24 protein-coding genes, 1 tRNA gene and 1 pseudogene are annotated in these 24,445 nt (G+C 67.4%); 14 read left to right on the top strand and 12 right to left on the bottom strand.

The window, feature by feature from the left end:
* On the bottom strand, window positions 1–144 hold the full coding sequence (locus ACQPZX_RS03655) for a hypothetical protein (RefSeq protein WP_433374301.1): 144 nt from the start codon (window positions 142–144) through the stop codon (window positions 1–3).
* A 274-nt stretch (window positions 145–418) separates the two neighbouring features.
* Here ACQPZX_RS03655 and ACQPZX_RS03650 point away from each other — a divergent pair, with 274 nt between their 5' ends.
* A complete protein-coding gene (locus ACQPZX_RS03650) occupies window positions 419–832 on the top strand; it encodes a hypothetical protein (protein ID WP_433374299.1) in 414 nt (137 codons plus the stop codon).
* Here the strand turns inward: ACQPZX_RS03650 and ACQPZX_RS03645 are convergent.
* Genes ACQPZX_RS03645 through ACQPZX_RS03630 form a run of 4 tightly spaced genes read right to left on the bottom strand, consistent with a single transcriptional unit; the run spans window position 829 to window position 2,964 of the window.
* A complete protein-coding gene (locus ACQPZX_RS03645; RefSeq protein ID WP_433374296.1) occupies window positions 829–1,635 on the bottom strand; it encodes a sulfurtransferase in 807 nt (268 codons plus the stop codon). The two genes, ACQPZX_RS03650 and ACQPZX_RS03645, sit on opposite strands and share 4 nt — an antisense overlap.
* A gap of 19 nt (window positions 1,636–1,654) precedes the next feature.
* Window positions 1,655–2,119 (bottom strand): LysE family translocator, encoded by a 465-nt coding sequence (locus ACQPZX_RS03640; protein ID WP_433374293.1) that lies wholly within the window; start codon window positions 2,117–2,119, stop codon window positions 1,655–1,657.
* Between the two features lie 20 nt (window positions 2,120–2,139).
* Window positions 2,140–2,439 (bottom strand): hypothetical protein, encoded by a 300-nt coding sequence (locus tag ACQPZX_RS03635; protein WP_433374290.1) that lies wholly within the window; start codon window positions 2,437–2,439, stop codon window positions 2,140–2,142.
* Window positions 2,440–2,469: 30 nt separating this feature from the next.
* Window positions 2,470–2,964: a YajQ family cyclic di-GMP-binding protein gene (locus ACQPZX_RS03630; RefSeq protein ID WP_433374289.1), complete on the bottom strand. Its 495-nt coding sequence runs from the start codon at window positions 2,962–2,964 to the stop codon at window positions 2,470–2,472.
* A gap of 149 nt (window positions 2,965–3,113) precedes the next feature.
* Between ACQPZX_RS03630 and ACQPZX_RS03625 the strand changes: the two genes are divergently transcribed.
* A tRNA-Tyr gene (locus ACQPZX_RS03625) sits at window positions 3,114–3,197 on the top strand.
* Between the two features lie 205 nt (window positions 3,198–3,402).
* Here the strand turns inward: ACQPZX_RS03625 and ACQPZX_RS03620 are convergent.
* Entirely contained in the window at window positions 3,403–4,614 is a 1,212-nt protein-coding gene (locus tag ACQPZX_RS03620) for a Shedu anti-phage system protein SduA domain-containing protein (RefSeq protein ID WP_433374286.1), read from the bottom strand.
* A 38-nt stretch (window positions 4,615–4,652) separates the two neighbouring features.
* Window positions 4,653–4,979, bottom strand: a pseudogene (locus ACQPZX_RS03615) (integrase); the annotation flags it as partial.
* Window positions 4,980–5,107: 128 nt separating this feature from the next.
* Here ACQPZX_RS03615 and ACQPZX_RS03610 point away from each other — a divergent pair.
* Complete coding sequence (locus ACQPZX_RS03610; protein ID WP_433374283.1) at window positions 5,108–6,349, top strand: IS256 family transposase; 1,242 nt, start codon at window positions 5,108–5,110, stop codon at window positions 6,347–6,349.
* A 37-nt stretch (window positions 6,350–6,386) separates the two neighbouring features.
* Here ACQPZX_RS03610 and ACQPZX_RS03605 read toward each other — a convergent pair whose 3' ends face one another.
* Complete coding sequence (locus tag ACQPZX_RS03605; RefSeq protein ID WP_433374281.1) at window positions 6,387–6,512, bottom strand: DUF6284 family protein; 126 nt, start codon at window positions 6,510–6,512, stop codon at window positions 6,387–6,389.
* A gap of 415 nt (window positions 6,513–6,927) precedes the next feature.
* On the opposite strand from ACQPZX_RS03605, the gene ACQPZX_RS03600 reads away from it, so the two are divergent.
* Both ACQPZX_RS03600 and ACQPZX_RS03595 read left to right on the top strand, forming a co-directional pair.
* The gene (locus tag ACQPZX_RS03600; protein WP_433374278.1) at window positions 6,928–7,794 is read left to right on the top strand and encodes a GntR family transcriptional regulator; all 867 of its coding nucleotides are present in this window, start codon (window positions 6,928–6,930) and stop codon (window positions 7,792–7,794) included.
* Window positions 7,791–8,486, top strand: coding sequence for an HAD family hydrolase (locus ACQPZX_RS03595; RefSeq protein WP_433374276.1), 696 nt, complete (start codon window positions 7,791–7,793; stop codon window positions 8,484–8,486). The genes ACQPZX_RS03600 and ACQPZX_RS03595 overlap by 4 nt, the downstream gene beginning before the upstream one ends.
* Before the next feature lie 15 nt (window positions 8,487–8,501).
* Here the strand turns inward: ACQPZX_RS03595 and ACQPZX_RS03590 are convergent, their stop codons facing one another.
* Window positions 8,502–8,732 (bottom strand): winged helix-turn-helix domain-containing protein, encoded by a 231-nt coding sequence (locus ACQPZX_RS03590; RefSeq protein ID WP_433374273.1) that lies wholly within the window; start codon window positions 8,730–8,732, stop codon window positions 8,502–8,504.
* 393 nt (window positions 8,733–9,125) lie between these two features.
* Here ACQPZX_RS03590 and ACQPZX_RS03585 point away from each other — a divergent pair, with 393 nt between their 5' ends.
* Both ACQPZX_RS03585 and ACQPZX_RS03580 read left to right on the top strand, forming a co-directional pair.
* Entirely contained in the window at window positions 9,126–9,905 is a 780-nt protein-coding gene (locus ACQPZX_RS03585) for a hypothetical protein (protein ID WP_433374271.1), read from the top strand.
* Between the two features lie 479 nt (window positions 9,906–10,384).
* The gene (locus ACQPZX_RS03580; protein WP_433374268.1) at window positions 10,385–13,195 is read left to right on the top strand and encodes a DEAD/DEAH box helicase; all 2,811 of its coding nucleotides are present in this window, start codon (window positions 10,385–10,387) and stop codon (window positions 13,193–13,195) included.
* 222 nt (window positions 13,196–13,417) lie between these two features.
* On the opposite strand, the gene ACQPZX_RS03575 is transcribed toward ACQPZX_RS03580, so the two are convergent.
* Window positions 13,418–13,894, bottom strand: a complete 477-nt coding sequence (locus ACQPZX_RS03575; RefSeq protein ID WP_433374265.1) for a GNAT family N-acetyltransferase — start codon at window positions 13,892–13,894, stop codon at window positions 13,418–13,420.
* 114 nt (window positions 13,895–14,008) lie between these two features.
* Between ACQPZX_RS03575 and htpX the strand changes: the two genes are divergently transcribed.
* The 7 genes from htpX to ACQPZX_RS03540 all read left to right on the top strand — a co-directional run bounded on the left by htpX (window position 14,009) and on the right by ACQPZX_RS03540 (window position 21,503).
* A complete protein-coding gene (gene htpX, locus ACQPZX_RS03570; RefSeq protein ID WP_433374262.1) occupies window positions 14,009–14,881 on the top strand; it encodes a zinc metalloprotease HtpX in 873 nt (290 codons plus the stop codon).
* A gap of 115 nt (window positions 14,882–14,996) precedes the next feature.
* Complete coding sequence (locus ACQPZX_RS03565) at window positions 14,997–16,199, top strand: MFS transporter (RefSeq protein ID WP_433374259.1); 1,203 nt, start codon at window positions 14,997–14,999, stop codon at window positions 16,197–16,199.
* Window positions 16,200–16,248: 49 nt separating this feature from the next.
* Window positions 16,249–16,695: a DUF1707 SHOCT-like domain-containing protein gene (locus ACQPZX_RS03560; protein WP_433374256.1), complete on the top strand. Its 447-nt coding sequence runs from the start codon at window positions 16,249–16,251 to the stop codon at window positions 16,693–16,695.
* Window positions 16,696–16,704: 9 nt separating this feature from the next.
* Window positions 16,705–17,724: an LLM class flavin-dependent oxidoreductase gene (locus ACQPZX_RS03555; RefSeq protein WP_433374253.1), complete on the top strand. Its 1,020-nt coding sequence runs from the start codon at window positions 16,705–16,707 to the stop codon at window positions 17,722–17,724.
* 66 nt (window positions 17,725–17,790) lie between these two features.
* A complete protein-coding gene (locus ACQPZX_RS03550) occupies window positions 17,791–18,624 on the top strand; it encodes a GNAT family N-acetyltransferase (RefSeq protein ID WP_433374250.1) in 834 nt (277 codons plus the stop codon).
* Complete coding sequence (locus ACQPZX_RS03545) at window positions 18,621–19,286, top strand: MOSC domain-containing protein (protein ID WP_433374247.1); 666 nt, start codon at window positions 18,621–18,623, stop codon at window positions 19,284–19,286. Before ACQPZX_RS03550 ends, ACQPZX_RS03545 begins: the two co-directional genes overlap by 4 nt.
* Window positions 19,287–19,298: 12 nt before the next feature.
* Window positions 19,299–21,503, top strand: a complete 2,205-nt coding sequence (locus ACQPZX_RS03540) for a tetratricopeptide repeat protein (RefSeq protein WP_433374244.1) — start codon at window positions 19,299–19,301, stop codon at window positions 21,501–21,503.
* 42 nt (window positions 21,504–21,545) lie between these two features.
* Here the strand turns inward: ACQPZX_RS03540 and ACQPZX_RS03535 are convergent, their stop codons facing one another.
* Together ACQPZX_RS03535 and ACQPZX_RS03530 are read right to left on the bottom strand one after the other, a co-directional pair.
* Entirely contained in the window at window positions 21,546–22,994 is a 1,449-nt protein-coding gene (locus ACQPZX_RS03535; protein ID WP_433374242.1) for an NADH-quinone oxidoreductase subunit N, read from the bottom strand.
* A complete protein-coding gene (locus tag ACQPZX_RS03530) occupies window positions 22,991–24,442 on the bottom strand; it encodes a complex I subunit 4 family protein (RefSeq protein ID WP_433385008.1) in 1,452 nt (483 codons plus the stop codon). The genes ACQPZX_RS03535 and ACQPZX_RS03530 overlap by 4 nt, the downstream gene beginning before the upstream one ends.
* Window positions 24,443–24,445: the final 3 nt, after the last annotated feature.

Below are 24,445 nucleotides of genomic sequence, written 5' to 3'. Positions count from 1 at the left end.
TCAGTCCCACTCCGCGACAAGAGTGCTGACCTGAATAGCGCTGGTGCCCTCGCCCGCGTTCGCAGCGGCGACGCCCACGCCACCAAAGACGACGGCAAGCGCGAGAACCAAGCCGGCGAGACGGCCTAGCTTTCTTGCAGACATCTGGACTCCTGCGACGTGTACGCGAACCAAAGTGTTACGCAAACCGGTGGGGGTCACATGATGGTGCCACACCAGGTGTGCGACAGGGAGTCTCCGTCGGCGGGTCGAAGCCGCACATGCCGAAATCCTGACCGAACGGCTGAGGTGTTCACGCGAAGTGGATGCGAAAAATTGGGGCTTTTACAGCTGATTTAGCAGTAGAAATATGCCCAATTCGCGCAGGCGGCGTCAAGATCACTTGACGTCAGGATGGCCTGACGGGCACGCTTTCCGGATGACTGCCTCACCGGACGAACTGGAGCGAGAGCACACACTCTCCACCGCTACAACGCGGTACGACGAGCTCCGGATGCGGGACGCGCTGGCCTCGATGGCCGGCCAGGCCCCCGGCGAGGGCAGCGCGACGCCGCTGAGCCGCGACGAGGCCCTGGAGATGCTGGCGCTCAGCGAGGTGGTCATCCGCAAGGCCGGGTACGGCCGGCAGGCGATGGTGCGGGCGGCGCGCGGCGCCGGGGCGTCGTGGACCCAGATCGGGTCGGCGCTGGGCAGCAGCAAGCAGGCCGCTTGGGAGGCGCACACCCGCTGGATCGAGGATCAGGGCCGCCAGCACGAGCGCACCGGATACGAAGGACTCGGGCCCGACGACATCGCCTCGGCGCGCGATCTGGCCGGCGGACCGGACTCCTAGGATCCCGTCGCGGCCGGGCGGTCGGTGGCGCTGTATTGCGACCACGAGCCCGGGTACAACCGTCCCGGCGCGAACCCGGCCCGCTCGAGGGCCAGCAGGTTGTGGCAGGCGGTCACGCCCGAGCCGCAGTAGGAGACGACCGTCGCGTCGTCGGTCACGCCCACCGCGACGAAGCGTTCCCGCAGCTCGGCCGGCGTCAGGAACATCCCGGCACCGTCCACGTTCTCCCGGCAGGGGAGGCTGCGCGCGCCCGGGATGTGCCCGGCCCGCGGGTCGATCGTCTCGTTGTCGCCGCGGAACCGCTCGGCCTGACGAGCGTCGATGACCACGTTCCGCGCGTCGGCGGCGTCATCGATGCCGGCGAGCTTCTCGCTCGGCCAGGGCCTCGCCTCGAAGCTTCCCGGGGCGCGCTGGGGCGTTCCGGTTTCGAGCATTTTCCCGTACGCGTCGAGCCCGCCGTCCAGCAGCGCGGCGTCCCGGCCCGTGGCCCGCAGCATCCAGACCAGCCGGGCGGCCATCACCCCGCCCGCGTCGTCGTACCCGATCACCAGGTCGTCATCGCTCACGCCCAGCGCCGCCATCTGCTCGGCGAACGCCTCCGGCGAGGGCAGCGGGTGCCGCCCGCCGTCCGGTCCCGCGTGCGCGGCGAGCACGGTGTCCATGTCCACAAAGATCGCGCCGGGCAGGTGACCACCCTCGTACGCCGCCCGGCCCGAGCGCCCGTCCAGGTAGTAGCGGACATCGGCGAACACCACCCGGGGAAGGGCCTCGATCTCCTCGATGCGGACGACCGGATCGATCATGGTCTGCGTTCCTTTCTTACTACCTGCTGCCGAGACCCAGCTTCAGCCCGAACCCGGGCAGGACAGCGCCCGTGCCGCCGTCGACCGCCCGCCGTACCGACCGACGGGCCAGCTGCCGGCGGAGGGCGCCGGCCCCGACAATGATCGCGCTGAACCACAGGATGCCCTCGAGGTCGTGGACGAGCGCAAGCAGCACCCCCACCGCCGGCGGCGACGACCCGTCCGGGATGAACTGCGGCAGCACCGCGACGTAGAAGGCGCCGACCTTGGGATTGAGCAGGTTGGTGAGCAGCGCCGACACGCCCACCGCGGCGGCCGCGCCCCAGGCGAGCGCACCCGCGCCGACGCCCAGCGCGGTCGCGAAGGCGGGCCCGCGGCCCATGCTGACCGCGGCCCGCAGCACCAGCGCCGAGTCGAGGCCCGGGGTGATGGTCAGCAGGGCGCCGAGCACGGCGAACGACAGAACGGCATGGGTCAGGTCCACATCACCGTTCTACCGGGTGGTCAATGGTTCACGCGACGGTGCCCACGCGGGCGGAAACGGACCACCGCCACCGCGACCAGGACGATCGCCACGATGGTGGTCACCAGCGTCACGATGCCCGCGTCGAGGGCCGTGCCCAGCACCACCAGCGCCAGACCCAGCCCGAACAGCAGGTGGTAGCAGCCGGCGTCCCGCACGCTGCGGAACGCCCGCGTGGTCGCGTCCGGCGCCCGCCCGGTGACCAGCATCCCCGCCCCGAACATCGCCAGGGCGAGCCCGGCCGCCCCGCCGACCAGCATGGTCCACGTACCGGTGCTCATAGCCCCAGTCTGCCGCCGGGCGGCCCCGCGTCAGCGGTAATTCGTGAACTGCAGGGCGACGCCGAAGTCCTCGGCCTTGAGCAGGGCGATCACGGCCTGCAGATCGTCCCGCTTCTTGCCGGTGACGCGCAGCTGGTCGCCCTGGATCTGCGCCTGCACGCCCTTCGGGCCCTCGTCGCGGATCTTCTTGCTGATCGCCTTGGCCTTGTCGGTCTCGATGCCCTCGACGACCTTGCAGTCGATCTTGTACGTCTTGCCGGACTGCCGCGGCTCGCCCGCGTCCAGCGACTTGAGCGAGATGTTCCGCTTGACCAGCTTCTCCTTGAACACGTCGAGCGCGGCGGAGGCCCGCTCCTCGGTCTCGGAGGTGATGGTGAAGCCGTTCTCACCCGACTTGGCGACGCCGGTGCCCGTCCCCCGGAAGTCGAACCGGGTGCCGAGCTCCTTTTCCGCCTGGTGGAAAGCGTTGTCGACCTCCTGACTGTCGACCTTGCTGACGATGTCGAAAGACGGGCTGGCTGCCATGATCAGACTCCTGCGGGCTGGCGTACGTCGATGTATGCGGAGGACCGCGTCGGGGCCCTCGACATGCCGACGGTACCCGGTTGCGTTCCATGGCAGCGGTACGGCTATCCTGTTGTCCGCTGCTGCGCGAGAGCGCGGAAGCATGCCCAGGCGGGTTGCCCGAGCGGCCAATGGGAGCGGACTGTAAATCCGTCGCGAAAGCTACGAAGGTTCGAATCCTTCACCCGCCACCACCGGGACAAAGAGGCCCGTGACCAGCGCTAACGCTGATCACGGGCCTCTTTCGTGTATCTCACACAATCTCGCTGCGACCGGCTCGATCTCGCTGGTCGTGTCGCATACGTGTCGGCGGGAGGAACTTCTTTCTTGGCTCTGGCCCTCACTCCGGCAAGGCCCGGGTGCCGTGCCGGTTGAGACTGAGCCTGCCGCGCAAGGGCGTCAGAAGATCCCGTCCAGCAGGTTGTCGCTAGGAAGGCCGAAGCGGTAGGACTCCCGTCCCGCCAACCTCTCTTCCGTCATCCGGGCCACCCAGTCGTACGTTCTGATTTCAACATCAACGGTTGCCCGACTGCGCTCCCGCATCACATTTCCGCGTGTCGTAAAGTTTTCACGGGAAACTAGCACGAGCCCCTCGGAGTCCGTACGAATTCCCGGCAGGCCCAGACCTAGGGCCGCCTTAGGCTTCCTTGCATAGTCGAGATTTTCCGACAGCCATTCGCGCCATGACTCAATCTGAGCCACGCCCTTACGCACCTGCTTAACCCCTTGTCCGTCCCTGATCACAATGTCAGCGGCAGGGCTTTCAAGTTCCACAAGCAGCCATCTAAATCCGAGCGAAGTTACACCGCCAACGAGGAAGTCAGGTACATACTCGGCGCCGAGGCTTTTTTGAGGGATTACGAAGACCCCGTGATGACCCAGCATCAATTGCGCCAAGAGCTCGGGGAACTTTTCCAACACCTGCTGCATCGGACGTTCGTCGGTTGCGGTGGACAAAGCTTCCTCAAAGGCTACGAGGGCTTCCGACGTGGGACCTCCTTGAATCCTAAATTCGGAGAGCTCGCCCATACGCGCGTATCCCGTATCGAGATCTTGCCTCGCCTTGGCCGTAGCTTGCTCCCCCGCATACTTCTTAATGTCATAGTCAGGGGCGCCTAGCCTTGCGCTCAGCTGCACTTGGTGCGGTCGCGCACGGCGTCCTAGTCCACCACGGAAGTAGATTTGCCCGTCCTTACCAACGCTCGAGACCTCCATCTGAACGTCCGGGTCCATTATCAGACTCAGGATGTCACCAGGACGAGGCTGCAAATCCCGCAACCCTCGAATAGTCCGCTGGTCATACCTAACATGGATCCATGCACTAACCTCGGATTGGTCAGGCAGGTCGGCGGCTGCTGTTCGCGGCAACCCGAGCTGGTCCTCTAATTGGTAAAGCAGCTCCAAAGATGGCGGCGATACCGGCTTCGGGGTAGCCAACTGAAGTGGTTTTTGAAGTTCCCGATTCAAGCGCGCGAGAGCAACTGCGGTCGGTGTCTTATCGTCGATGCTCGTTAGACCGAGGTCCTTCGCCAGTTTCAATTGCTCACTGGCGGGGCCAGTGACTAACTGTTCCAGGAACTCAGCGGCTTCTTGCCAGCTCTCCTTCGACACCGAAGATCTCCCTCGCATGGTAACCAACTTTGGCCTCCTCAAAGTAAAGCAGCCTCGACCCGCTGACGTGAGGCTTCGTCCTGCCCATAAATGCATTTCGCGTACACACGCATGAGGACGTGAACGCTGTGCCCAGCCCACTCCGCGACCTGAGTCGCTGGGACGCCTGCGTTCAGCCACAGCGACACGGCGGCGTGCCGAAGGTCGTATGGGCGCCGCGCCAACGGCGACCGAACCTGTGTCGGCAGGAGAGCCGCCTCGCGGGCATCGCGCCATGCCTTGCCATATGAGTTGCTGGGAATCGGTTGCCCGGCGGTCGGAACGTAGCGACCGCCCGGTCCTCGCCGGGTGACGAACATACGGCCATCAGTGGCGGCCTTGTACTCGGGGTCACGTCCACCGAAGTGGTGTATGACCTGCACTTTTGCAGCGAATGGAGGCGGCCACCGCAGATCCTTCGGATTGCTTGAAGATCACGAAGGAGAGACCTGCGATGGCCGCAGAATCGAGTTTGAACGTCGCCGGGCTGCTGCGCGAGCATCTGGAATCGGCGAGCCCTGATCTGCTGCGGGAGATGGTGAAAACCTTCGCTGACCTGCTGATGTCCGCCGAGGCCGACGCCTTGTGCGGCGCCGAGTACGGCGAACGCAGCTCAGAGCGGACCAACTCACGTAACGGCTACCGGGCCCGGGAGTGGGACACCCGGGCCGGCACCGTCGAGCTCGCGATCCCGAAACTACGCTCCGGCTCCTACTTTCCGGACTGGTTGTTGCAGCACCGCCGCCGCGCCGAACAAGCCCTGGTCAGCGTGGTCGCCACCTCATATCTGCTCGGGGTCTCCACGCGGCGCGTCGAAAAGCTGGTCGAGCAGCTCGGCATCAAACAACTCTCGAAGTCACAGGTCTCCGAGATGGCCCGGCACCTGGACGCGCAGGTCGAAGCGTTCCGCAACCGGCCCCTGGACGCCGGCCCCTACACGTTCGTGTGGGTCGACGCCCTGGCCATCAAGGTCCGTGAACACGGCCGCACGATCAACGTTCACGCCCTGGTCGCGGTCGCCGTGAATGCCGACGGCGGCCGCGAAGTCCTCGGCCTGGAGATCTCCAGCGACGAGGACGGCGCCGGCTGGCTGGCGTTCCTGCGCTCACTGACCGCCCGCGGCCTGTCCGGGGTGCGGCTGGTCATCTCCGACGCCCACCGCGGCCTGGTCTGCGCGATCGGCGCCGCGCTGCCCGGCGCCGGCTGGCAGCGCTGCCGCACCCACTACCTGCGCAACCTACTCGCCAAGGTCCCCAAACCCGCGCAACCATGGGTGGCCACCCTGGTCCGCACCATTTTCGACCAGCCCGACACCGACGCCGTCCGGCAGCAGTTCACCCGCGTGCTCGACATGATCAGCGAGAAGTTCCCCGACGCCGCCGAACACCTCGACGCCGCCCAAGAGGACATCCTGGCGTTCACCGCGTTCCCCACCGAACTCTGGCGCCAGATCCGCTCGAACAACCCGCAGGAGCGCCTGAACAAGGAAATCCGCCGCCGCACCGACGTCGTCGGGATCTTCCCGAACCGCGCCGCGATCATCCGCCTGGTCGGCGCCGTGCTCGCCGAACAGACCGACGAATGGGTCGAAGGACGCCGCTACATGGGCCTCGACATCCTCCGCAAAGCCCGCCTCACACCCATCACCACCAGCAACAACACCGAACACGACCAGACCGCCGAGATCGCCGCCTAGCTACCATCAACACACACGGATCAGCGCTGGCCACCTCTTACACCACGCCAGCGGACGTGACCTCGAGCACGTCCAGGTCGGCGGCGATCAGCGGCCACTCGGCCTCGATCGCGTCCAGCTCGGCAGCCGACGGTTCGTCGATGTCCAGGTGCAGCTTTCTCACGGGATTCCTCCGGAGACAAGGCCAGCAAGGAAGGCGCGGCCTGAGGGAAGGGTGAGGAGTGCGAGGCGGCTTGCGCCGATCGGCGCAAGCCCGCGACCTGAGGGGTACGGCTTGAAGCGCTGCCAGTCGCCTCACGTTGAGCTGACGGGTGGACAGGTCTGGACGGCCGGACAGGTCAACGGCCGAACACCCGAGCAACCCCTCAGGTCACGTATCCAGTTTCTCAATGAGCAATGAGGACTCGGCGGTGTCTCGGCGTACGGCAACCAGGTGCCGCCGTTCCGGTCCTTGCCGACCTCTTGGCTCGCCTGGCTAGTCAGGTTTGCCGCGATCAATGTACGCATCCTTGGCTAGCCAGGTCAATACCTTTCGATGGAACTTCCCTTACTTGGCTAGTCAGCGCTAGCGTGAGCAGGTGACTGACAACCTCGAATTCCTGGGCCAACTAGACCCAGACGATCCGAAACAGGCTTCACACCAGATCGCCAACAAGCTCCGCGCCGCGATCCTCACGCGCCGTCTAGAGCCAGGCGACAAACTCCCCTCGCAACCCGATCTCGCGAGCCGCTACGGCGTAGCCCGCGAAACCGTCAAGCGAGCGCTCGAAATCCTGCGCACCGAACGGCTGATCGTCACCCGCCAGGGCAGCGGAGCCTTTGTCCGCGCCCAGACCCAGCGCGCGGTCGAGCTACGCCCCCACATCGAGGCCGCGTTCGAGCGTTCGCACGTCTCCATCGACTTCGCCGGCTTCTCCGGCGAGACCCTGCGAGACGCACTCGCCGAGGCACTCGACAAGGTCCGTGTCGGCCGGCTGACGCCGGAGTCAATCGCCGTACGCGTCCTGATCTCCGACATGAACGCACCCATGGCCTTACCGGCACGCGCCGAGACACAGTCCGACGATCCGGCCATCCGGGAACGCGCCGAACGCATCACCCGCCGAGCCGCAGACGGCATCCTCGACCAGGTCGCCGAGCTCGGCGACCTCGGCCTCGTGCACTCCACCACCGTCGAGGTACGGATGCACCGAGCCTCGCCGCTGTTCAAGCTCTACATCCTCAACAACGAAGAAGTCTTCTACGGCTTCTACCCCGTGGTCGAGCGGACCGTCTCAATCAAGGGCGAGCCCACGGCCATCTACGACTTGATGGGCAAAGACGTCCCGCTGTTCCACTACGCCGTCACCGACGACGACGCGTCGCACGGCACCCAATTCGTCGAAGCGTCCCGCCAATGGTTCGACTCGCTGTGGTCGACGATCGCCTACCGGTACGAAGGATGAACACCGACCTCACTCGGTTCCTGGCCGAGACAGACGCCATCCTGCTCGACTTCGACGGCCCAGTATGTAGCATCTTCGCCGGCTACCCAGCCCCGAAGATCGCCGCGGAGTTGGTCGAGTTGCTTCAGCGCCAGGGCGTGGCGCTCCCGCAGCAGTTGTCCTCCGAGACCGACCCGCTCGAGGTGCTCCGCTGGGCGGGAACGACCGGCAACAAGGCGACCACACGCGCTGTAGACGATGCCTTGTGCGCGGCCGAACTGCGTGCCGCCGAGAGTGCTACGCCCACCCCATACAGCCGGGAGGTCATCGTCGCTGCCCGACAGGCCGGCTTGCCGGTCGCGGTGGTGAGCAACAACTCGGCCGGCGCCGTCACGGCCTACCTTGCGTCCCATCGCCTCGCCGGCTATGTCTCGCCGATCGTCGGTCGGGCGTACGCCGAGCCCGAGCGGATGAAGCCCAACCCCGAGCCCGTCCTACGGGCCGTCAACGACCTAGGCATCCAGGCGTCCAGGGCTGTTCTGGTCGGCGACTCGCTCTCAGACATCGAGGCCGGCCGAGCCGCTGGCGTTCGAACGATCGGCTACGCCAACAGGCCGGCGAAGGTCGACGCCTTCCGCAAGGCAGGGGCAGACGCGGTATTCGAGAGCATGGGTCCGCTCGCCGAAGGACTGATCGCCGATGCGAACGACTGAGCCGGACGGGCGCGTCTACGCGTCGCCAGGTGAGTCGCGGACGAACACGCCGACACCGGCGAGGGTCTCCGTGACGCCCAGGACCCGAAGGATCTGCATCGCCCGATCGATGACGGGTTCCGACACGTCGTAGTGGGCAGTCAATTCCCGCCGACTCGGCAGCCGTGACCCAGGCGGAAACTCCCCCGCCTCGATCCGCTTCCGCAGGTCATCGGCAATCTCTTCATATCGGTAACGCGGCGGCACGAAGTCTCCTCGGTTGGCACCCCGAGTAGACCACCTATAACTAGCCCTTGGCTACCCAACGCTAGCTGTTGGTGGTTGCTTCTGGGTCTCCTCGGTTGGCGCTACGGCGACCCAGACAGCGAGGCGGACTCTCCAGCGGTCCACCCGTGGTCAAGACGAAGGCCCGGAGCAGTCGTAGTGCTCCGGGCCTTCATCTTCTGAGCCTACGCACCTAACAATCGGCTACCTCGTCCCGCCTCTTCTAGAGGTGACAACTGCCGCCAGGACGGGGAACAGCTTCAACGCTGCGATTGAGCTGGATCAACCTTTCGACCATTGCTTTCCGTGACTCCACGCCTGCATGCTGTAGTCCAAAGTCGACCAACGGTACTGCTGGACGCAGGAGGACAACGCGTGGGTTTCGCGATCGCCTACGAGATCGAGAACGGACCAGTACCTGCTGCGGGTTACCTTCTGTCGGAGGACGGCCTTGAACACCTGACAGATGCCGTTCGCAAGATCCTTCGCGACGACACAGGCGTCGCTGAGGCCTGGGAAGCACTGCGGGACCTACCTAAGACCAGCTTCGCCGAGGGCGCGCTACGTCGCGTCCTAGCAGCGCCTGAAAGCTTCGATGAGTGGCGAGTCGGCGAGGCCTTGGCCGAACATCACCTCACCGAGGTCCGAGGATGCATGTTCCCATGGCCCGATAGTCGATCAGCTCGGAATCCAAACAGTAGCAGCGGCGGAGTAGACATCCTCGGGTTTCATAATAGCGATCGCGTGCGATTCGTCTTCGGAGAGGTAAAGACGAGTCATGAGGAGAAATGGCCGCCGCAGGTTGTTACCAGCCGAAGCCACGGCCTACAAACACAGCTCTCCGGGATCGGCGCAAGCGATGACCGCAGCAGATGGGGAATTAGGTACCTGGGCATGAATAGCCTAGGTAAGCCGTGGCATGAAAATTTTCGTTCTGCGATGCAGACCTACCTTGAAAACGCCAAAGATGTTATGATATTCGGCGTGCTGGTCCATGTCACTAAGCCGAATATGAAAGACCTCAAGGCGCTTTCCGAGGCCCTCGTGGAGCTTCCGACTGCCGGCACAACGATGGAACTAATATGTCTTTACGTTGGGGCAGAGTCGCTTAAGACGATTGCGGGCGGCTCGATATTGGTGGAGACAGTGCTATGACCATCTCTAGGGCTGCACTCGATAACCTGAATGAGCATTGGGCTGTCATAGCCGCAGGGCCGGCGAGAGTGAGCGCCGCCCACGCTGCAGCCTCTCGTCTTTACATAGAGAAAAATCTTGGACATCAGCTCCGTTCAGAGCATCCAGTGTCAACGGGAGAGTCCGAAGCGCTGGTTCGCGATGTCGCTTTTGCGTACGAGATCGCGGCCGGCGAAGGCGTCGATGAGTTGGCACGCCCTGCCAGCGCTCGAAGCACAGACGCAGCAGAGTTGGCAGAGGCTGCAGCATACAGGGCATTTGAACTACTCAGAGCCCTTCCGCTCGAACTCGATTCGGTTGAGTCTCTTGTCCGCCAAGTTCTCCAACTAGGCGCGTTGGCATACTGTTCTGACAGGTGGGCGGAATTTCGCGGTTGGATCCGCGATCGAGCCGTCACCCCTGAGATGTTCGTTCAGGACGAGCAGTGGGATTCTCGTGTCTTGAGCGACTTGGGACAGATATGGCTACGCCTGTTGCGTAAAAACGGATGGGAAGACCTCGAAGAAGTTGCCCGGATCGTCGCGCGCCTCCGGCAGGAGCAAACAGAGAACGAGGAACTCCTCTTCGCAGCAGCCGCTCATCCCGATCAGCTTAAAGCAACCAGTTGGAGACTTGTCGCTCTGTACCACTGGGCCAAGCTCTCCGAGCTTGTAGCGACTTATTTAATGCAAGGAAGCCCTGGCGACATCTTGAGTCAGCTGGACTTCCACTTCGACCGAGCGTTTGCTGGTGCGCAGCAATCAGCCGATGCCGCTTTTGCAGTTATTCTTCAGTGGCAACGCGCGATGGCCCATCGGATGATTTCCGGATCTCTATGGACTATTACTCGGATCGGTCCGGAGATTCGAAATGTCGTCGAGACCGCAACCCGGCAACGGTCCATGTTCGAGATGCTTCCTCCGCAAAGGGTCGCTGTTCAGGAACAGGGTTTGCTGGACCCTGCAAGTGCAGCCGTAGTAGTTGATCTTCCCACAAGCTCCGGCAAGACCATCCTTGCCGAGTTCAAGATCGTACAAGCCATCAACCAGTTCAAGCAGGATCAGGGTTGGGTGGCATATGTCGCACCCACTAGAGCGCTCGTATCACAGATCACTCGCCGGCTAAGGAAAGATCTAGGTCCAGCCGCGGTGCGCGTGGAAGAGCTCACAGCAGCCGTGGAGGTGGACGAGATCGAGGGTTCGTTGTTGGGCGAGCAAACTACGCCCTTCGACGTTCTCGTCGCCACACCAGAGAAGTTGGGCTTGGTGATCCGTAACAGCCTAGTTTCTAGGCCACTTGCGCTACTCGTGCTGGACGAAGCACACAATTTGGAAGATGAAGACCGTGGAATCCGCATTGAACTTCTACTTGCAACCATTAAGCGCGATTGCCCGCAGGCGAACTTCCTGCTCCTGATGCCGAACGTTCCCAACGGGGAAGACCTAGCCCGTTGGCTAGCGCCGCAGAGCGGTAAGAGCATAAGTCTCTCGACTACGCCATGGCAGCCCAATGACCGCCTAGTTGGCCTGGTCTCCGTAACGGCCCCCGCCAGCGGACGAGGCCGGCAATGGAACCTTCAGTTCGAGCCACTCATCACTACTGCACCGTCTATGCACGTAGATGGCTCATTCCTTCTCGGCGATGGTCCACAATTTGACGAGACCTACTCGGCCATGCGAACCAATCTGGGTAAGATCGCAGGTGCAGCCTCATTAACTCTGTCTAGTCGCGGGACCTCAATCGTCATTTGCAACACGCTTCCTTCCGTTTGGTCTGTCGCGGGCGAACTCGCGGCAGAGCTACCAGACTCTCCCGACTCGGATATTGCACTAGTGCAGCGATTCCTTGCGAGCGAGATCAGCCCAGAATTTTCTCTCATAGAGCTCCTGAGCAAAAGAGTAGGAGTTCATCATTCTGGGCTGTCAGATGAAACTAAGTCGCTAATGGAATGGCTGGCTGAATCAGGAAAGTTGCGCGTTCTGGTTGCAACAACGGGACTGTCGCAGGGTCTTAATTTTCCGGTGTCATCGATTCTGCTCGCAAGCAGAAACCTGCCTTCACGTCGCATTAGTCGACCCATGAATGCGAGAGAATTTTGGAACCTCGCCGGCCGAGCCGGGCGTGTGGACCAAGACAGCATCGGCGTTGTGGCGCTCTCTTGCAAGACTGGGGACAGGGAAAATCTCGCAAAATTTGTATCTGACAAGGTTGGCGCCTTGGCATCCAGACTCGTTGTCTTACTTGACGAGCTGGAAAATGCAGGGATGCTACTCCAGCTCGAAAGATCGATCTACAACGACCAATGGGCGGACTTTCGAAGCTACGTTGCGCACCTCTTCGCCCAGAAGAAGAATCTAGACGCCGTACTTGCCGAGACCGAGCTACTGCTTCGCAACACCTTTGGATACTCCACGCTGGCCGAAGCCAGCCCACGGAAAAGAAATCAGGGCGTCAAGCTGCTCGAAGCAACGCGGGCATACGCAGCAGAACTCGCTGCTCGCGTCGAGACCACCACGCTCGCGGACAGCACTGGATTTACACCCGAAGGCATCCGCGCAGCAATGCAGGGGATGCGTTCAATGCCGGCCGAATTGAACGCTGAAGACTGGCAACCTGATAGCCTTTTCGGCGATATTTCGTCGAGCTCCCTACCGGAGTTAATGAAAGTAATGCTTCAGTTGCCCCAGATACGCGAGAGCATCAGCGAGCTGACGGGCTTCGGGGAAGGCATCGGCGATAGAGCTGCCCGCATTGCAATCGACTGGGTCGACGGCGCGACCTTGCAGGAGATAGCCGTGCGTTACTTCAGCAACGAAAAAGGCCTAACTGCTTCGATTACGGACGCTACCCGCGCCATCTACCGGAACCTCGCCTACGCGGGCACCTGGGGGATCAGCGCTTTGTCGAAGCTTCCGACCAGCGGCATCGATTTCGAGGCATTGGACCCGTCCGAAGTCCGCAAGATTAATCTTCTTGGCGCGATGCTTTATCATGGAGTGAATACCGAGGCCGGCGTAGTCATGAGAATGAGTTCTGTCCCGCGCAGCGTCGCGAACTCTCTTGGCGCCGAGTTCGCGAGCCAACATCCAGCGGAGGACATGCGGCCCGACCGCGCACGTGATTTTCTCAGGACGTTGGACGCCGACGCATGGCAGCGTCACGTTCAAAACGATGCGGTAGTTACTGGAAGCGACCTACGTAAGGTATGGCAGGTGCTCTCGGGCGAGTCGGGATCTTCTGCTGTGGGGGAGAGCCAGCCCTCGTCCGTCTAGCGGCTCGGGGCATCACTCATCGAACAAGTGCTGAACAGCTGGATGGCAGGAAGCGCGTGGCAAGTCGAATGCGTGTCGCTTCCAGCGACACCATCGACGTAAGACCAGGTCAGGCTGTTGAGCAGGGCGGACTGTAAATCCGTCGCGAAAGCTACGAAGGTTCGAATCCTTCACCCGCCACCACCGGCACGGCAAGGCCCCTCGTTCGAGGGGCCTTTTTCGTTAGGCGTCCAGCCGCAGGATCGTCTCCTCGATCTCGGTTCCGCGCGCGTTGGCGTACCCGATGTCGGTCCCTTGATCTTGGAAACCCGCCTTGCGCAAGATTTGCAGCGAGCCCTTGTTGTCGCTGGCCGCCCGTGCGTGCAGCGGGCGCACGGGCTCCACCTCGAGGAACATGGCCAGGGCCCGGCTGGCGATGCCCTGGCCCCAGAGGGCACGGTCGATCCAGTAGGTGATCTCGGTGTCGCCCTCCATGACGAAGCTGGCGATGCTCCCGGCGATGACGCCGTCGCAGGTGATCACCCGGTAGGTGCCGGTCGGGTCGGTGCGGATGCGGGCCATCTGGGCGTCGAAACGCGCCCGGTCGGCGGGATCGGCGGGGGTGAAGGCGGCCATCCGGACCGACTCGGGGTCCTGCATCATGCGGAACAGGGCGTCCAGGTCGTCGTCGACCAGGGGGCGCAGGGCGATCACAGTCATGCCCGGCACGCTAACCGGCCTTCAGCGAACTCACAGCCCCGGACGGATGAAAGCGCAGGCCAGGGGTGTTGAAGGGGGTGCGAGCCCGAGAGGGCCGCAGACCAAGGAGCTCTAGTGCACAGCCATCACAACGGCCTCAAGACGGCCGCCCTGCTGGGTCTGCTGACCGCCATCATCCTGGCCGTCGGTTACTGGCTCGGTGGCAGCGCCGGGCTGGTGTTCGCGGTGATCATCTCGCTCGGCATGAACGCCTTCAGCTACTTCTACTCCGACAAGCTCGCGCTGCGGGCGATGCGGGCCCGGCCGGTCAGCGAGGCCGAGTTCCCGGCGCTGCACCAGATGGTGCGGGAGCTGTCGCAGACCGCGGGGCAGCCGATGCCGCGCCTGTACGTGTCGCCGGCTATGCAGCCGAACGCGTTCGCCACGGGGCGTAACCCGCAGCACGCGGCGGTGGCGGTGACCGTGGGCATCACGCAGCTGCTCGACCGGCGCGAGCTGCGGGCGGTGATCGGGCACGAGCTGTCGCACGTCTACAACCGCGACATCCTGATCTCCAGCGTGGCCGCGGCCCTGGCCGGCATCATCACCGCGTTCGCGCAGCTGGCGATCTTCCTGCCGCTGGGCGGCGGGTCGGACGACGACGACAGCCCCAACCCGGCGGCGCTGCTGCTGATGCTGATCCTCGGCCCGCTGGCCGCGACGATCATCCAGCTGGCGATCAGCCGGAACCGCGAGTTCCAGGCGGACGCCTCCGGCGCCGAGCTGACCCGCGACCCGCTGGCCCTCGCCAGCGCGCTGGAGAAGATCCAGTACGGCGCGCAGCGCCTGCCGCTGCCGGCCGATGGACAGCTGACCAGCGCCGCCCACCTGATGATCGCCAACCCGTTCCGGAGCGGCGGCATCTCGGCCCTGTTCTCCACCCACCCGCCGATGGAGCAGCGGATCGCCCGCCTGCGCGCGCAGGCCGGCGCCATCCAGGTCCGCTGAGTTCCTCGTCACCAAAGGCCGCCCCCGGAGATCGGGGGCGGCCTTTCCCGTGTTGGGTTCCCGACGTGCGTCACTATCTCGGCGTCTGGCGGATGCCGGGCGGAAAGTTCTGCTGATGGTGGGCATCCTGGCCCGCCTCGGCATCGGGATGACCCCGCTGGCTCTCCTGCTGCTCGTCCAGCAGACCACCGGCCACTACTCCTCGGCGGGCCTCGCCGGCGGCCTCTACGCGCTGGCCGGCGCGGCCGTGAGCCCGATCGCCGGCCGCCTGGCCGACCGGATCGGCCCGGCCCCGATCCTGCTCGCCACCTCGGTGCTGCACCCGGTCGCGCTGATCGCGCTGGTGCTGGTCAGCCGGGGCGGCGAGCCGGCCCTGCCGTGGATCTTCGCGGCGTCGGCGATCGCGGGCGCCACCTATCCCCCGCTGACCGCGGCGATCCGGCGCGGCTGGAACGGCATGACCGAGGTCGGCGGCGGGCAGCACCACCTGCGGAGCGCCGCGCTGGCCGCCGAGACCTCGCTGTTCGAGCTGGTCTTCGTGCTCGGCCCGATGCTCGTCTCGGCGCTGGTCGTCCTCACCCACCGGCCGGAGACCGCGCTGATCGCGGCGGCGGGCGCCACCTTCGCCGGCACGGCGTGGATCTCCCGGCTGCCGGTGATGCGCCGCTGGCACCGGCAGCGCGCCGAGCATGCGGCCAAGGGGCTCGGCCCGCTCCGGTCCGGCGGCTTCCCGGCCCTGCTGGCCTGCGTGGTCGCGTTGGGCATGGCGTTCGGCGCGGCCGGCGTGATCGTCCCGGCGTACGCGAACCAGCACGGCGGCGGCGACGGGCTGGGCGGCGTCCTGCTCGGCGTTTGGGGCGTGGGCAGCGCGATCGGCGGCATCTGGTTCGGCACCCGGCGTCCGGCGATGCCGTTGTCGAAGCAGTTCGCCTGGCTGCTCGGCGCGGTCGGAGTCAGCTTCCTGATCCTCACCCTCATGCCGAGCCCGCTCTGGCTGGGCATGGCGCTGGTGCTCGGCGGCGCGACCATCGCCCCGGCGCTGACGGTGGAGAACACGCTGGTGGGCCGGCTCGCCCCGGCCGCGCAGCTGAACGAGGCGTACACCTGGATGGTGACCGTCTCGGTGGGCGGCAGCGCGGCGGGCGGCGCGGTGGCGGGCGCCATCGTCGACCAGCCGGGCGGGCTGCCCTGGTCGTTCGTGTTCGCCGGCGGCGTGCTGGTGATCGCGGCGCTGGTGGCGGCGGTGCCGCGCGGGTCGATCGCGCGGGCCGACCGGCACGCGGAGGAACGGCTGCGCGCGGCGCTCGAAGCGGTCTAGGGGTATTTCCCCCTCCCCCGATCACGCTGCGGATGGGTAGCCTGACGGCGTGAAAGAGACCCGTGCCGATGTCGAGCAGATGCGGGCCGCCGATGCCGACCGGCAGAAGGTCGCCGACCAGCTCAAGATTGCCCTCGACGAGGGCCGGCTCTCCCTGCAGGAGTACGACGATCGCGTCCGCTTGGCGTACGCGTCGAAGACGTACCAGGAGCTCTTGCTGCTCGTCACCGACCTGCCCCGGCCGGGGTTGAACGCGACCGAGGTAACCGCCCGCCGTCAGGCCGAGAAGCGCAAGGCGGCCCGCCGGCTGCCGACCGCGCTGCTCGTGTTGTGGACCATCTGGGCGGCTTTCACGGTGGTCAACCTGGTGGTCTTCGGGCTGGTCTCGGCGACCACCGACGGTGGGATCTATCCGTGGCCGATCTGGCTGGTGGTGCCGGGTGCGGCCCTGGGCGTGGTCACCGTCGGAGTGCAGGCGATCCGGAGCCGGCGTTAAAGTCGGAGCGTGACAAGCTCCGCCCGTGTCCCGCTCTCCGTGCTCGACCTGGCAACGGTTCGCGAGGGGCACACCAGCGCCGACGCGCTGCGCGGCACCATCGAGATCGCCAGGACCGCCGACGAGCTGGGCTACGCCCGCTTCTGGGTGGCCGAGCACCACAACATGCCGGCGGTGGCGTCGACCTCCCCGCCGGTGCTGATCGCCTCGGTGGCGGCGCAGACCGGGCGCATCCGGGTCGGCTCGGGCGGCGTGATGCTGCCCAACCACATGCCGTTCGTGGTGGCCGAGCAGTTCGCGATCCTCGAGGCCCTCTATCCCGACCGCATCGACCTGGGCATCGGCCGGGCGCCGGGCACCGACCAGGCGACCGCGGCGGCGTTGCGCGGCGTCTCGCCCTATCTCACGGTCGAGCAGTTCCCCGAGCATCTGCAGACGCTGCTGGCGATGCTGGGCGACGAGCGGATCGACGCGGGCGACGCGGCCCGGCTGCACGCCACGCCGGCCGCCACGAGCTTCCCCGAGGTGTGGATGCTGGGCTCGTCGACGTACGGGGCTCAGGTCGCCGCCGCGCTCGGGCTGCCGTTCTGCTATGCGTACCACTTCGCGATGAGCTCCGATGTGGAGGGCGCGCTCCACCTCTACCGGTCCGGGTTCAAGCCCTCGCCGCGCTTCCCGTCGCCGCACGTGATGGTCAGCGCATCGGTGATCGCGGCGGAGACCACCGAGGAGGCTCGATATCTCGCCGGGCCGAGCCGCATCATGGCGCTCAGCCTGCGCACCGGCCGGCTCGGCCCGATCGTCTCGCCGGCGCAGGCCGCCGCGGTGGATTTGTCGGATCTCGATCGGGCGATGCTCGACGCGCTGCCGGGCACCCAGTTCGCGGGCACCGGCGACGAGGTGGCGGCGGCCCTCGACGATCTGGTCGCGCGCACCGGCGCCGGCGAGTTGATCCTGGCGGGGACGGTCTTCGACCCCGCGACCCGGCAGGACACGCTGATCCGCGTGGCCAAGGCGTGGGGCCTTTGATCGGGTGCGACCGGGCCGGCGCCTTAATCGGGTGCGTCCGGGCCCGGCGGCGACGAGGATGACGGCATGTCGTGGCAGCTGACCGACGACGTCGAGGCCTTCGCCTCGACGTCCGATGACTTCCTGAGGTCGCGTCCCGTCGAGCACACCGTCTTTCTCACGCTGGTCGACACGTTGCGCCGCCGAGGCCTGCACGCGTACGGGTCGGGAGCGCCGATCTTCGGCCGTTGGCGCACCGGCGAGGGCGCCGTCGAGGGTGTGCTGCTGCAGACCCCGCCGCACCCGATGATGTTCTCCCGCCTGCCCGCCGGCGCCGTCGCCGCGGCCCTCGACACGCTCGCCGGCCGCCCCCTGTCGGCGGTCAACATGCTGGTCGACGACGCGGCGGAGTTCGTGGCCGGCTGGCCCGCGCCGTCGGCAACCGAAAGGCTGCGCGTCCGCCTCTACCGCCTCGAAGACCTGGCGCCCCCGTCCCCGCCCGCCGGCCGGGCTCGCGTCGCCGGCGTGGCCGACCGCGACCTGCTGGTGCGGTGGACCTCGGCGTTCCACGACGAGATCGGCGAGGTGCGCGAGGACGGCTACGGCCCGGTCGTCGACGATCGGTTGTCCTACGGGGGCATCACCCTCTGGGAGGTCGACGGCGCGCCCGTGTCGATGGCGACCCGCTCCCGGCCCGACGCCGGCATGGTCCGGGTCCAGCAGGTCTACACACCGCTCTCCCACCGCGGGCAGGGCTACGGGGGCGCGGCCACCTCCGCGGTCACCCGCGAGGCATTGGATCTCGGCGCCTCCGACGTCGTGCTCTTCACCGACTTGTCCAATCCGACCAGCAACGGGCTGTACCAGCGACTCGGCTACCGCCCGGTGCTCGACCGCGTGGTGATGGAGTTCGCGTCATGACCGATGGCAAAGTTCTGCAGGTGAACGTCGGGGTGCCCCGCTCCAACCCGGCCAAGAAGCTGGGGATGACCGGCATCGACAAGCGGCCGGTCGACCACCCGGTCCACGTGCGCGCGCCCGGCCCCAAGACGACCGGGTTGCACAGCGGCCTGGTGGGCGACCCGATCGGCGACATCAAGCACCACGGCGGGGACGACCAGGCGGTCTACGCGTACGCCCGGGAGGACTACGACTGGTGGGAGGAGGAGCTCGGCCGTCAGCTGGCCGGCGGCGCCTTCGGCGAAAACCTGACCACCGCCGGCATCGACGTGAACGGCGCGCTGATCGGCGAGGTCTGGCGGATCGGCGAAGAGCTGGAGCTGCAGCCCACCTTCGGGCGCATTCCGTGCGCCACGTTCCAGGCCCGGATGGGCGAGCGGCAGTGGCTGAAGAGGTTCACCAAGGAAAACCGCACGGGGGCGTACCTGCGGGTGATCACCCCCGGCCACGTGCAGGCCGGCGACGGCATCACCGTGGTCTACCGCCCGGCCAAGAGCGTGAGCATCGCCGAGGCGTTCGGCATCTACACGCTGGATCCGGCTTCGCTCGCCCGCCTGCTCGATGCCGAGAGCCTGCCCGATGATCTGCGCCAAGAGGTGGAGGATCGGGTCGCCCGCATGTGACATCGTGCTGGCATGGGCGCGGCGGGCGAGCGGTCGGTCAGCGTCGGCGTCAACCTGGGGATCATCCAGACCGGAGACCGTGCGCGCGCCTTTCTGGGGCCGCCGGTTCCGCTGGGACGGCCACAGGAGGCGCCGGCGCCGGTTCCCGCGCTGGTCGGACTGCCCCGGCGTCCTATGCGGACATTCGTGGGCCGGGCGGACGAGCTGGCGGCGCTCGGGTCCGGTGCGCGGTCGCACGCGGTGCACGGGCTCGGCGGCGTCGGCAAGAGCGAGCTGGCGCTGCAGTTCGCGCATGCGCGGCGCGACGCGTATTCGCTGATCTGGTGGGTGACGGCGGACGGGCCCGAGGCCATCGAGTCGGGATTGGCCGAGCTGACCTACCGGCTGCACCCGGACGGGCAGATCGTCGCCACCGACCAGGAGGCGGCCGGCTGGGCGATGACCTGGCTGCAAACGCATCCGGGCTGGCTGCTCGTACTGGACAATGTGGAGCGTCGCGGCGACGTCGAGCCCCTTCTCGGCGGGCTCACCACCGGGAGCATCATCGTCACCACCCGCCGCGACGTCGGCTGGGACGAGATCACCGACGAGACTCTGCGCCTTGACATCCTGCCTCCGCGGGCCGCCGCCGGCCTCCTGCTGAAGCTGGGCAACCAGGAAGACGCGGCGACAGCCGAGGTGTTGGCGGCGGAGCTGGGCCACCTGCCGCTGGCGCTGCAGCAGGCCGGCGCCTACCTCCGCGAGACCCGGACCGACTTGGCCACCTATGTGGAGGATCTGCGGGCCGATCCCGCCGGCACGCTCGAGACCGTCGCGGCCGACGACACCGCGGAACGGGCGGTGGCCCGGGTGTGGTCGATGACGCTGACCCGGATCACCGCGCTGGAGCCGCTCGCCATCCGGCTGCTGGCCGCGCTGTCCTGCCTCGCGCCGGACGACCTGCCCCGCGACGTGCTGCACCACCTCGGCGAGGCGCGGCCGCGGGTGGACCGGGCCCTCGGCGTGCTGGCGTCGTACCACATGATCACGCTGACCGGCACGACCGTGGCGGTCCACCGCCTGGTGCAGTCGGTCGTCGCCGCCGGGCAGCGCGAGGATGCCGAGACCTGGCACGAGACGTTGCGCGCGGTCATGCGGGCGCTGGCCGAGACCCGGCCGGCCGGCGACGCGAGCGTGCAGCCCGAGACGTGGCCGCGGTGGGCGGCGCTGAGCCCGCACATCAACGCCCTGGCCCGCGCCTGCCCGGACGACGCCGGCGGCGCCGAGCTCGCCGCGCTCCTCGGCGAGCACGCCCTGTTCGACCAGTCGCAGGGCCGCTATCGCGCGAAGTTCGACGCGGAGATCCGCGCCCTGCGCATCGAGGAGGCGACGTTCGGCCCCGATCACCCCTTCGTCGCCGTGCGGCTCAACAATCTCGCGAACACCGTGGGCACCCTCGGGCACGCGGCCGAGGCCGAGCCGCTGCTGCGCCGGTCGCTGGCCATCACCGAGGCGGCGTTCGGCCCCGACCATCCCGACGTCGGCATCCGGCTCAACAACCTGGCTCTCACGCTGATCGACCTGGGCCGGCCGGCGGAGGCCGAACCGCTGCAACGCCGGGCCCTGGCCCTCACCGAGCGCTCCCTGGGCCCGGACCATCCGGCGGTGGCCATCCGCCTGGGCAACCTGGCCATCACCCTCACCAATCTCGGCCGGCCGGCGGAGGCCGAGCCGTTGCAGCGGCGTGCGCTGGAGGTCGCCGAGAACGCGCTCGGCCCCGGCCATCCCAACGTCGCGATCCGGCTGACCAACCTCGCCGCCTGTCTGGACACGATGAACCGGCCCGCCGAATCGGAGCCGCTGCTGCGCCGGGCGGTCGGCATCGTGGAAACGGCGTTCGGCCCGGAGCACCCGCACGTCTCGATCACCATGAGCAGTCTCGGGGTCGTCCTGCTGCGCCTGGACCGCCCCGCCGAGGCCGAGCCGCTGCTGCGCCGGGCGCTCGCGATCGGCGAGGCGGCGTTCGGCCCCGCGCACCCGGAGACGGCCACCCAGCTGGCCAACCTCGCGGCCGCGGTCGAGGCGCGCGGCGAGCTGGCGGAGGCCGAAGCCCTGCTGCGGCGGGCCATCACCGTCGCACAGGCGACGCGCGGGGCGGCGCACCCCGACCTCCGCCGCCTGGCCCTTCACCTGGCGGCCATCGTCGGCTCTTCGCCCGGCGGCGATCGCCAGCTCTAGCTGAAGGCGATCACCGGCGCTAGCTGAAGGCGATCACCGGCGCTAGCTGAGGGCGTCGAAGAGCAGCTGCGGGGCGAAGCCCAGGACGACGGCCGCCGCGGCGGCGACGATCAGGGCAGCGGCGACCGGGCGGGCCACCGGGAGGCGCGGGTGGGTGGCGGCCTCCAGCAGCGTCGGGTCCACGACCTGGATGCCGGGCTTGGGCGCAGTGGCGTAGAGGTTGGCGGTGGCCCGCACGTAGTAGGCCAGGCCGATCACGGCGTTCAGGGCGACCACGCCGGCCAGCCAGCCCCAGCCGTCGTCGATCAGCGCGTCGACGATGGTGACCTTGGCGAACAGGCCCGCCAGGCCGGGCGGCAGGCCCGCGAGGCCGGCGAAGGCGAGCACCAGGGCCGCGCCGAGCCACGGCGAGCGTCGGCCGGCGCCGCGGTAGGCGAGCATGTCGCCGCCATCGGACGCCACCGGGCGCAGGGCCACGACCGCGGCGAAGGCGATGAACTCCAGGATCATGAAGAAGACCGCGTAGACGATCGCCGCTTGCACGCCCGCCCCGCCGAGGGCCAGGGCCGCGAGGACGTAGCCGGCCTGGGCGATCGAGGACCAGGCGAGCAGGCGCACCATCCGGGTCTGGCGGAGGGCGACCAGGTTGCCGACCGTCATCGTCAGCACGGCCAGGGCCGCCGTGATCGCGGAGGCGTCCAGGCGGGACACGATCGCGGCCAGGGCCAGCACGCCGCCCAGCTTCGAGGCGGTCGACAGGTAGGCCGCGATCGGGAGCGGCGCGCCCTCGTACGTCGGCGGCGCCCACGCGTGCAGCGGCACCGCCGCGACCTTGAACGCGAAGCCGATCACCAGCAGCGCGACGCCGACCTGCGCGACCGAGGTCGCCGGGCCGAAGCCGTCGACGAGCCGGTCGAGGTGGACGGCGCCGGTGGCGGCGTAGTTGAGCGCGGCGCCGAGCAGCGCGATCGCCGTCGACACCACGCTGATCAGGAAGAATGTGATCGACGCGGAGGCGCCGGCGGTGGTGACCTGCTCGCGCGGGGCGAAGCGGCGCAGTCCGACCAGGACGTACAGCGGCAGCGTGAGCGTCTCGAGCCCGACGATCAGCGAGATCAGGTCGCCCGAGTAGCCGATCACGACGCCGCCGGTCATCGAGGCGGCCAGCAGGAAGCAGAACTCCCCCGGCGGCGCGGCGCCCTCGCGCAGCGCGGGGATCGAGAGCGCCAGCACGCCGACGGTCAGGGCGGCGAACAGCACCGCGGTGACCACGGCGACCGGGCTGGGTAGCCACGAGCACTCCTCGCCGGCGCAGAAGGTCGGCGGGCGGGTGCCGACCACGACGGCGCAGACGGCGGTGGCGAGGCCGCCGAGAGCCAACGCGCCGGACGTGACCGCGCGCCGGGCGACAAGCAGATCGGCGAGCAGCACGAGGATCGCGGTGCCGGAAGCGGCGTACAGCGGCAGCAGTGTCACCTGGTCGATGGTCATCGGATCAGCGCCTCCACCGGCAGCGACGTCGCGGCGAGCACCAGGGCCGGCACGAGCCCGACGGCCAGGGTGAGCGCCACCAGCGGCGACCAGGCCAACCACTCCGCGCCGGCGATGCCCGCCGTCACCGGCGTTCCGATCGGCCCGTGCGTGACCTTGCGCAACAACCTCAGGAAGTACGCCGCCGTGAGCGCGCCGCCGATCGCGGCCAGCACCGCGAGCGTGGTCCACAGCCCGCCGCCGCGCTCGACCGCCGCGATCACCGCGAACGCCTCGCCCCAGAACCCGGCCAGGCCGGGCAGCCCGAGCGACGCGATCGCCGCGAACCCGAGGATGCCGGCCAGCCGCGGCGCGGTCTCCCGCAGCCCGCCGAGGTCGGCGAGGTCGCCGGTGTGTGCCCGGTCCTTGATCGCGCCGGCCAGGAAGAACAGCAGACCGGTGATCAGGCCGTGCGCGACGTTCCCGATCAGCGCCGCCTGGATGCCGGTCGCGGTGAGCGTGGCGATGCCGAGCAGCACGAAGCCCATGTGGCCGACGCTGGAGTAGGCGATCAGCCGCTTGAGCTCGGTCTGCCGCAGGCAGATCAGCGCGCCGGCGAGGATCGCGGCGACGGCGAGGACGCCGAGCACCGGGGCGGCCCAGTGCGCGCCCAGCGGGGCGACGCCGACGCCGACCCGGATCAGGCCGTAGGTGCCCATCTTCAGCAGCACGCCGGCCAGGATCACCGAACCGACCGTGGGCGCCTGGGTGTGCGCGTCGGGCAGCCAGGTGTGCAGGGGCCAGAGCGGGGCCTTCACCGCGAACGCGACGGCGAACAGCGCGAACGCCGCGTACTGGGTGTTGCGGCTGAGGCCGGCGCCGCCGGTGAGGGCAACCATGTCGCCGGTGCCCGCGGCGACGGTGACCGTGATGACGCCCAGCAGCAGGAGCACCGAGCCGAACAGGGTGTAGAGCACGAACTTGCGGGCCGCCGCGCGCCGCTGGTCGCCGCCCCAACCGGCGATCACCGCGTACATCGGAAGCAGAACGACCTCGAAGAACAGGAAGAACAGGACCAGGTCGAGGGCGAGGAAGGTGCCGAGGATGCCGGCTTCCAGGACCAGGAGCAGGGCCAGCAGCGTACGGTCGGCGCCCTTCCACATCGTGTAGGCGCAGCAGAGCAGAGTGAGCAGCCCGGTCAGCGCCACCAGGGGGTAGGAGACGCCGTCGACGCCGAGGTGGAAGTCGAGGTGCAGGGCCGGAACCCAGGAGACGTCGAGCTCGGCCCAGGGATGTCCCGCCTCGTGGCTCGCTTCTTGGCCCGCTCCTTGGCTCGCGAAGGGCAGCACGACGATCGGCACGAGCGTGACCGCCGCGACCGCGATGGCGACAAGCGCGGCCATACGGGCGGGAATCAGCGCGAGAGCGGCGGCGCCGAGGGCCGGCAGCGCGAGGGTCGCGACGAGCATCAC

The sequence above is a fragment of the Actinoplanes sp. CA-142083 genome, assembly GCF_050942195.1.
In the GTDB taxonomy this organism is placed as follows: domain Bacteria; phylum Actinomycetota; class Actinomycetes; order Mycobacteriales; family Micromonosporaceae; genus Actinoplanes.
This window is presented reverse-complemented; position numbering and strand designations above follow the sequence as displayed.

Coding starts and splice junctions, on each gene's coding strand:
- ACQPZX_RS03655 (WP_433374301.1), bottom strand. CDS start 144: ATGTCTGCAAGAAAGCTAGGCCGTCTCGCCGGCTTGGTTCTCGCGCTT.
- ACQPZX_RS03645 (WP_433374296.1), bottom strand. CDS start 1,635: ATGATCGATCCGGTCGTCCGCATCGAGGAGATCGAGGCCCTTCCCCGG.
- ACQPZX_RS03540 (WP_433374244.1), top strand. CDS start 19,299: ATGGGCGCGGCGGGCGAGCGGTCGGTCAGCGTCGGCGTCAACCTGGGG.
- ACQPZX_RS03550 (WP_433374250.1), top strand. CDS start 17,791: ATGTCGTGGCAGCTGACCGACGACGTCGAGGCCTTCGCCTCGACGTCC.
- ACQPZX_RS03650 (WP_433374299.1), top strand. CDS start 419: ATGACTGCCTCACCGGACGAACTGGAGCGAGAGCACACACTCTCCACC.
- ACQPZX_RS03635 (WP_433374290.1), bottom strand. CDS start 2,439: ATGAGCACCGGTACGTGGACCATGCTGGTCGGCGGGGCGGCCGGGCTC.
- ACQPZX_RS03535 (WP_433374242.1), bottom strand. CDS start 22,994: ATGACCATCGACCAGGTGACACTGCTGCCGCTGTACGCCGCTTCCGGC.
- ACQPZX_RS03610 (WP_433374283.1), top strand. CDS start 5,108: ATGGCCGCAGAATCGAGTTTGAACGTCGCCGGGCTGCTGCGCGAGCAT.
- ACQPZX_RS03565 (WP_433374259.1), top strand. CDS start 14,997: ATGGTGGGCATCCTGGCCCGCCTCGGCATCGGGATGACCCCGCTGGCT.
- ACQPZX_RS03575 (WP_433374265.1), bottom strand. CDS start 13,894: ATGACTGTGATCGCCCTGCGCCCCCTGGTCGACGACGACCTGGACGCC.
- ACQPZX_RS03545 (WP_433374247.1), top strand. CDS start 18,621: ATGACCGATGGCAAAGTTCTGCAGGTGAACGTCGGGGTGCCCCGCTCC.
- ACQPZX_RS03595 (WP_433374276.1), top strand. CDS start 7,791: ATGAACACCGACCTCACTCGGTTCCTGGCCGAGACAGACGCCATCCTG.
- ACQPZX_RS03630 (WP_433374289.1), bottom strand. CDS start 2,964: ATGGCAGCCAGCCCGTCTTTCGACATCGTCAGCAAGGTCGACAGTCAG.
- ACQPZX_RS03530 (WP_433385008.1), bottom strand. CDS start 24,442: ATGCTCGTCGCGACCCTCGCGCTGCCGGCCCTCGGCGCCGCCGCTCTC.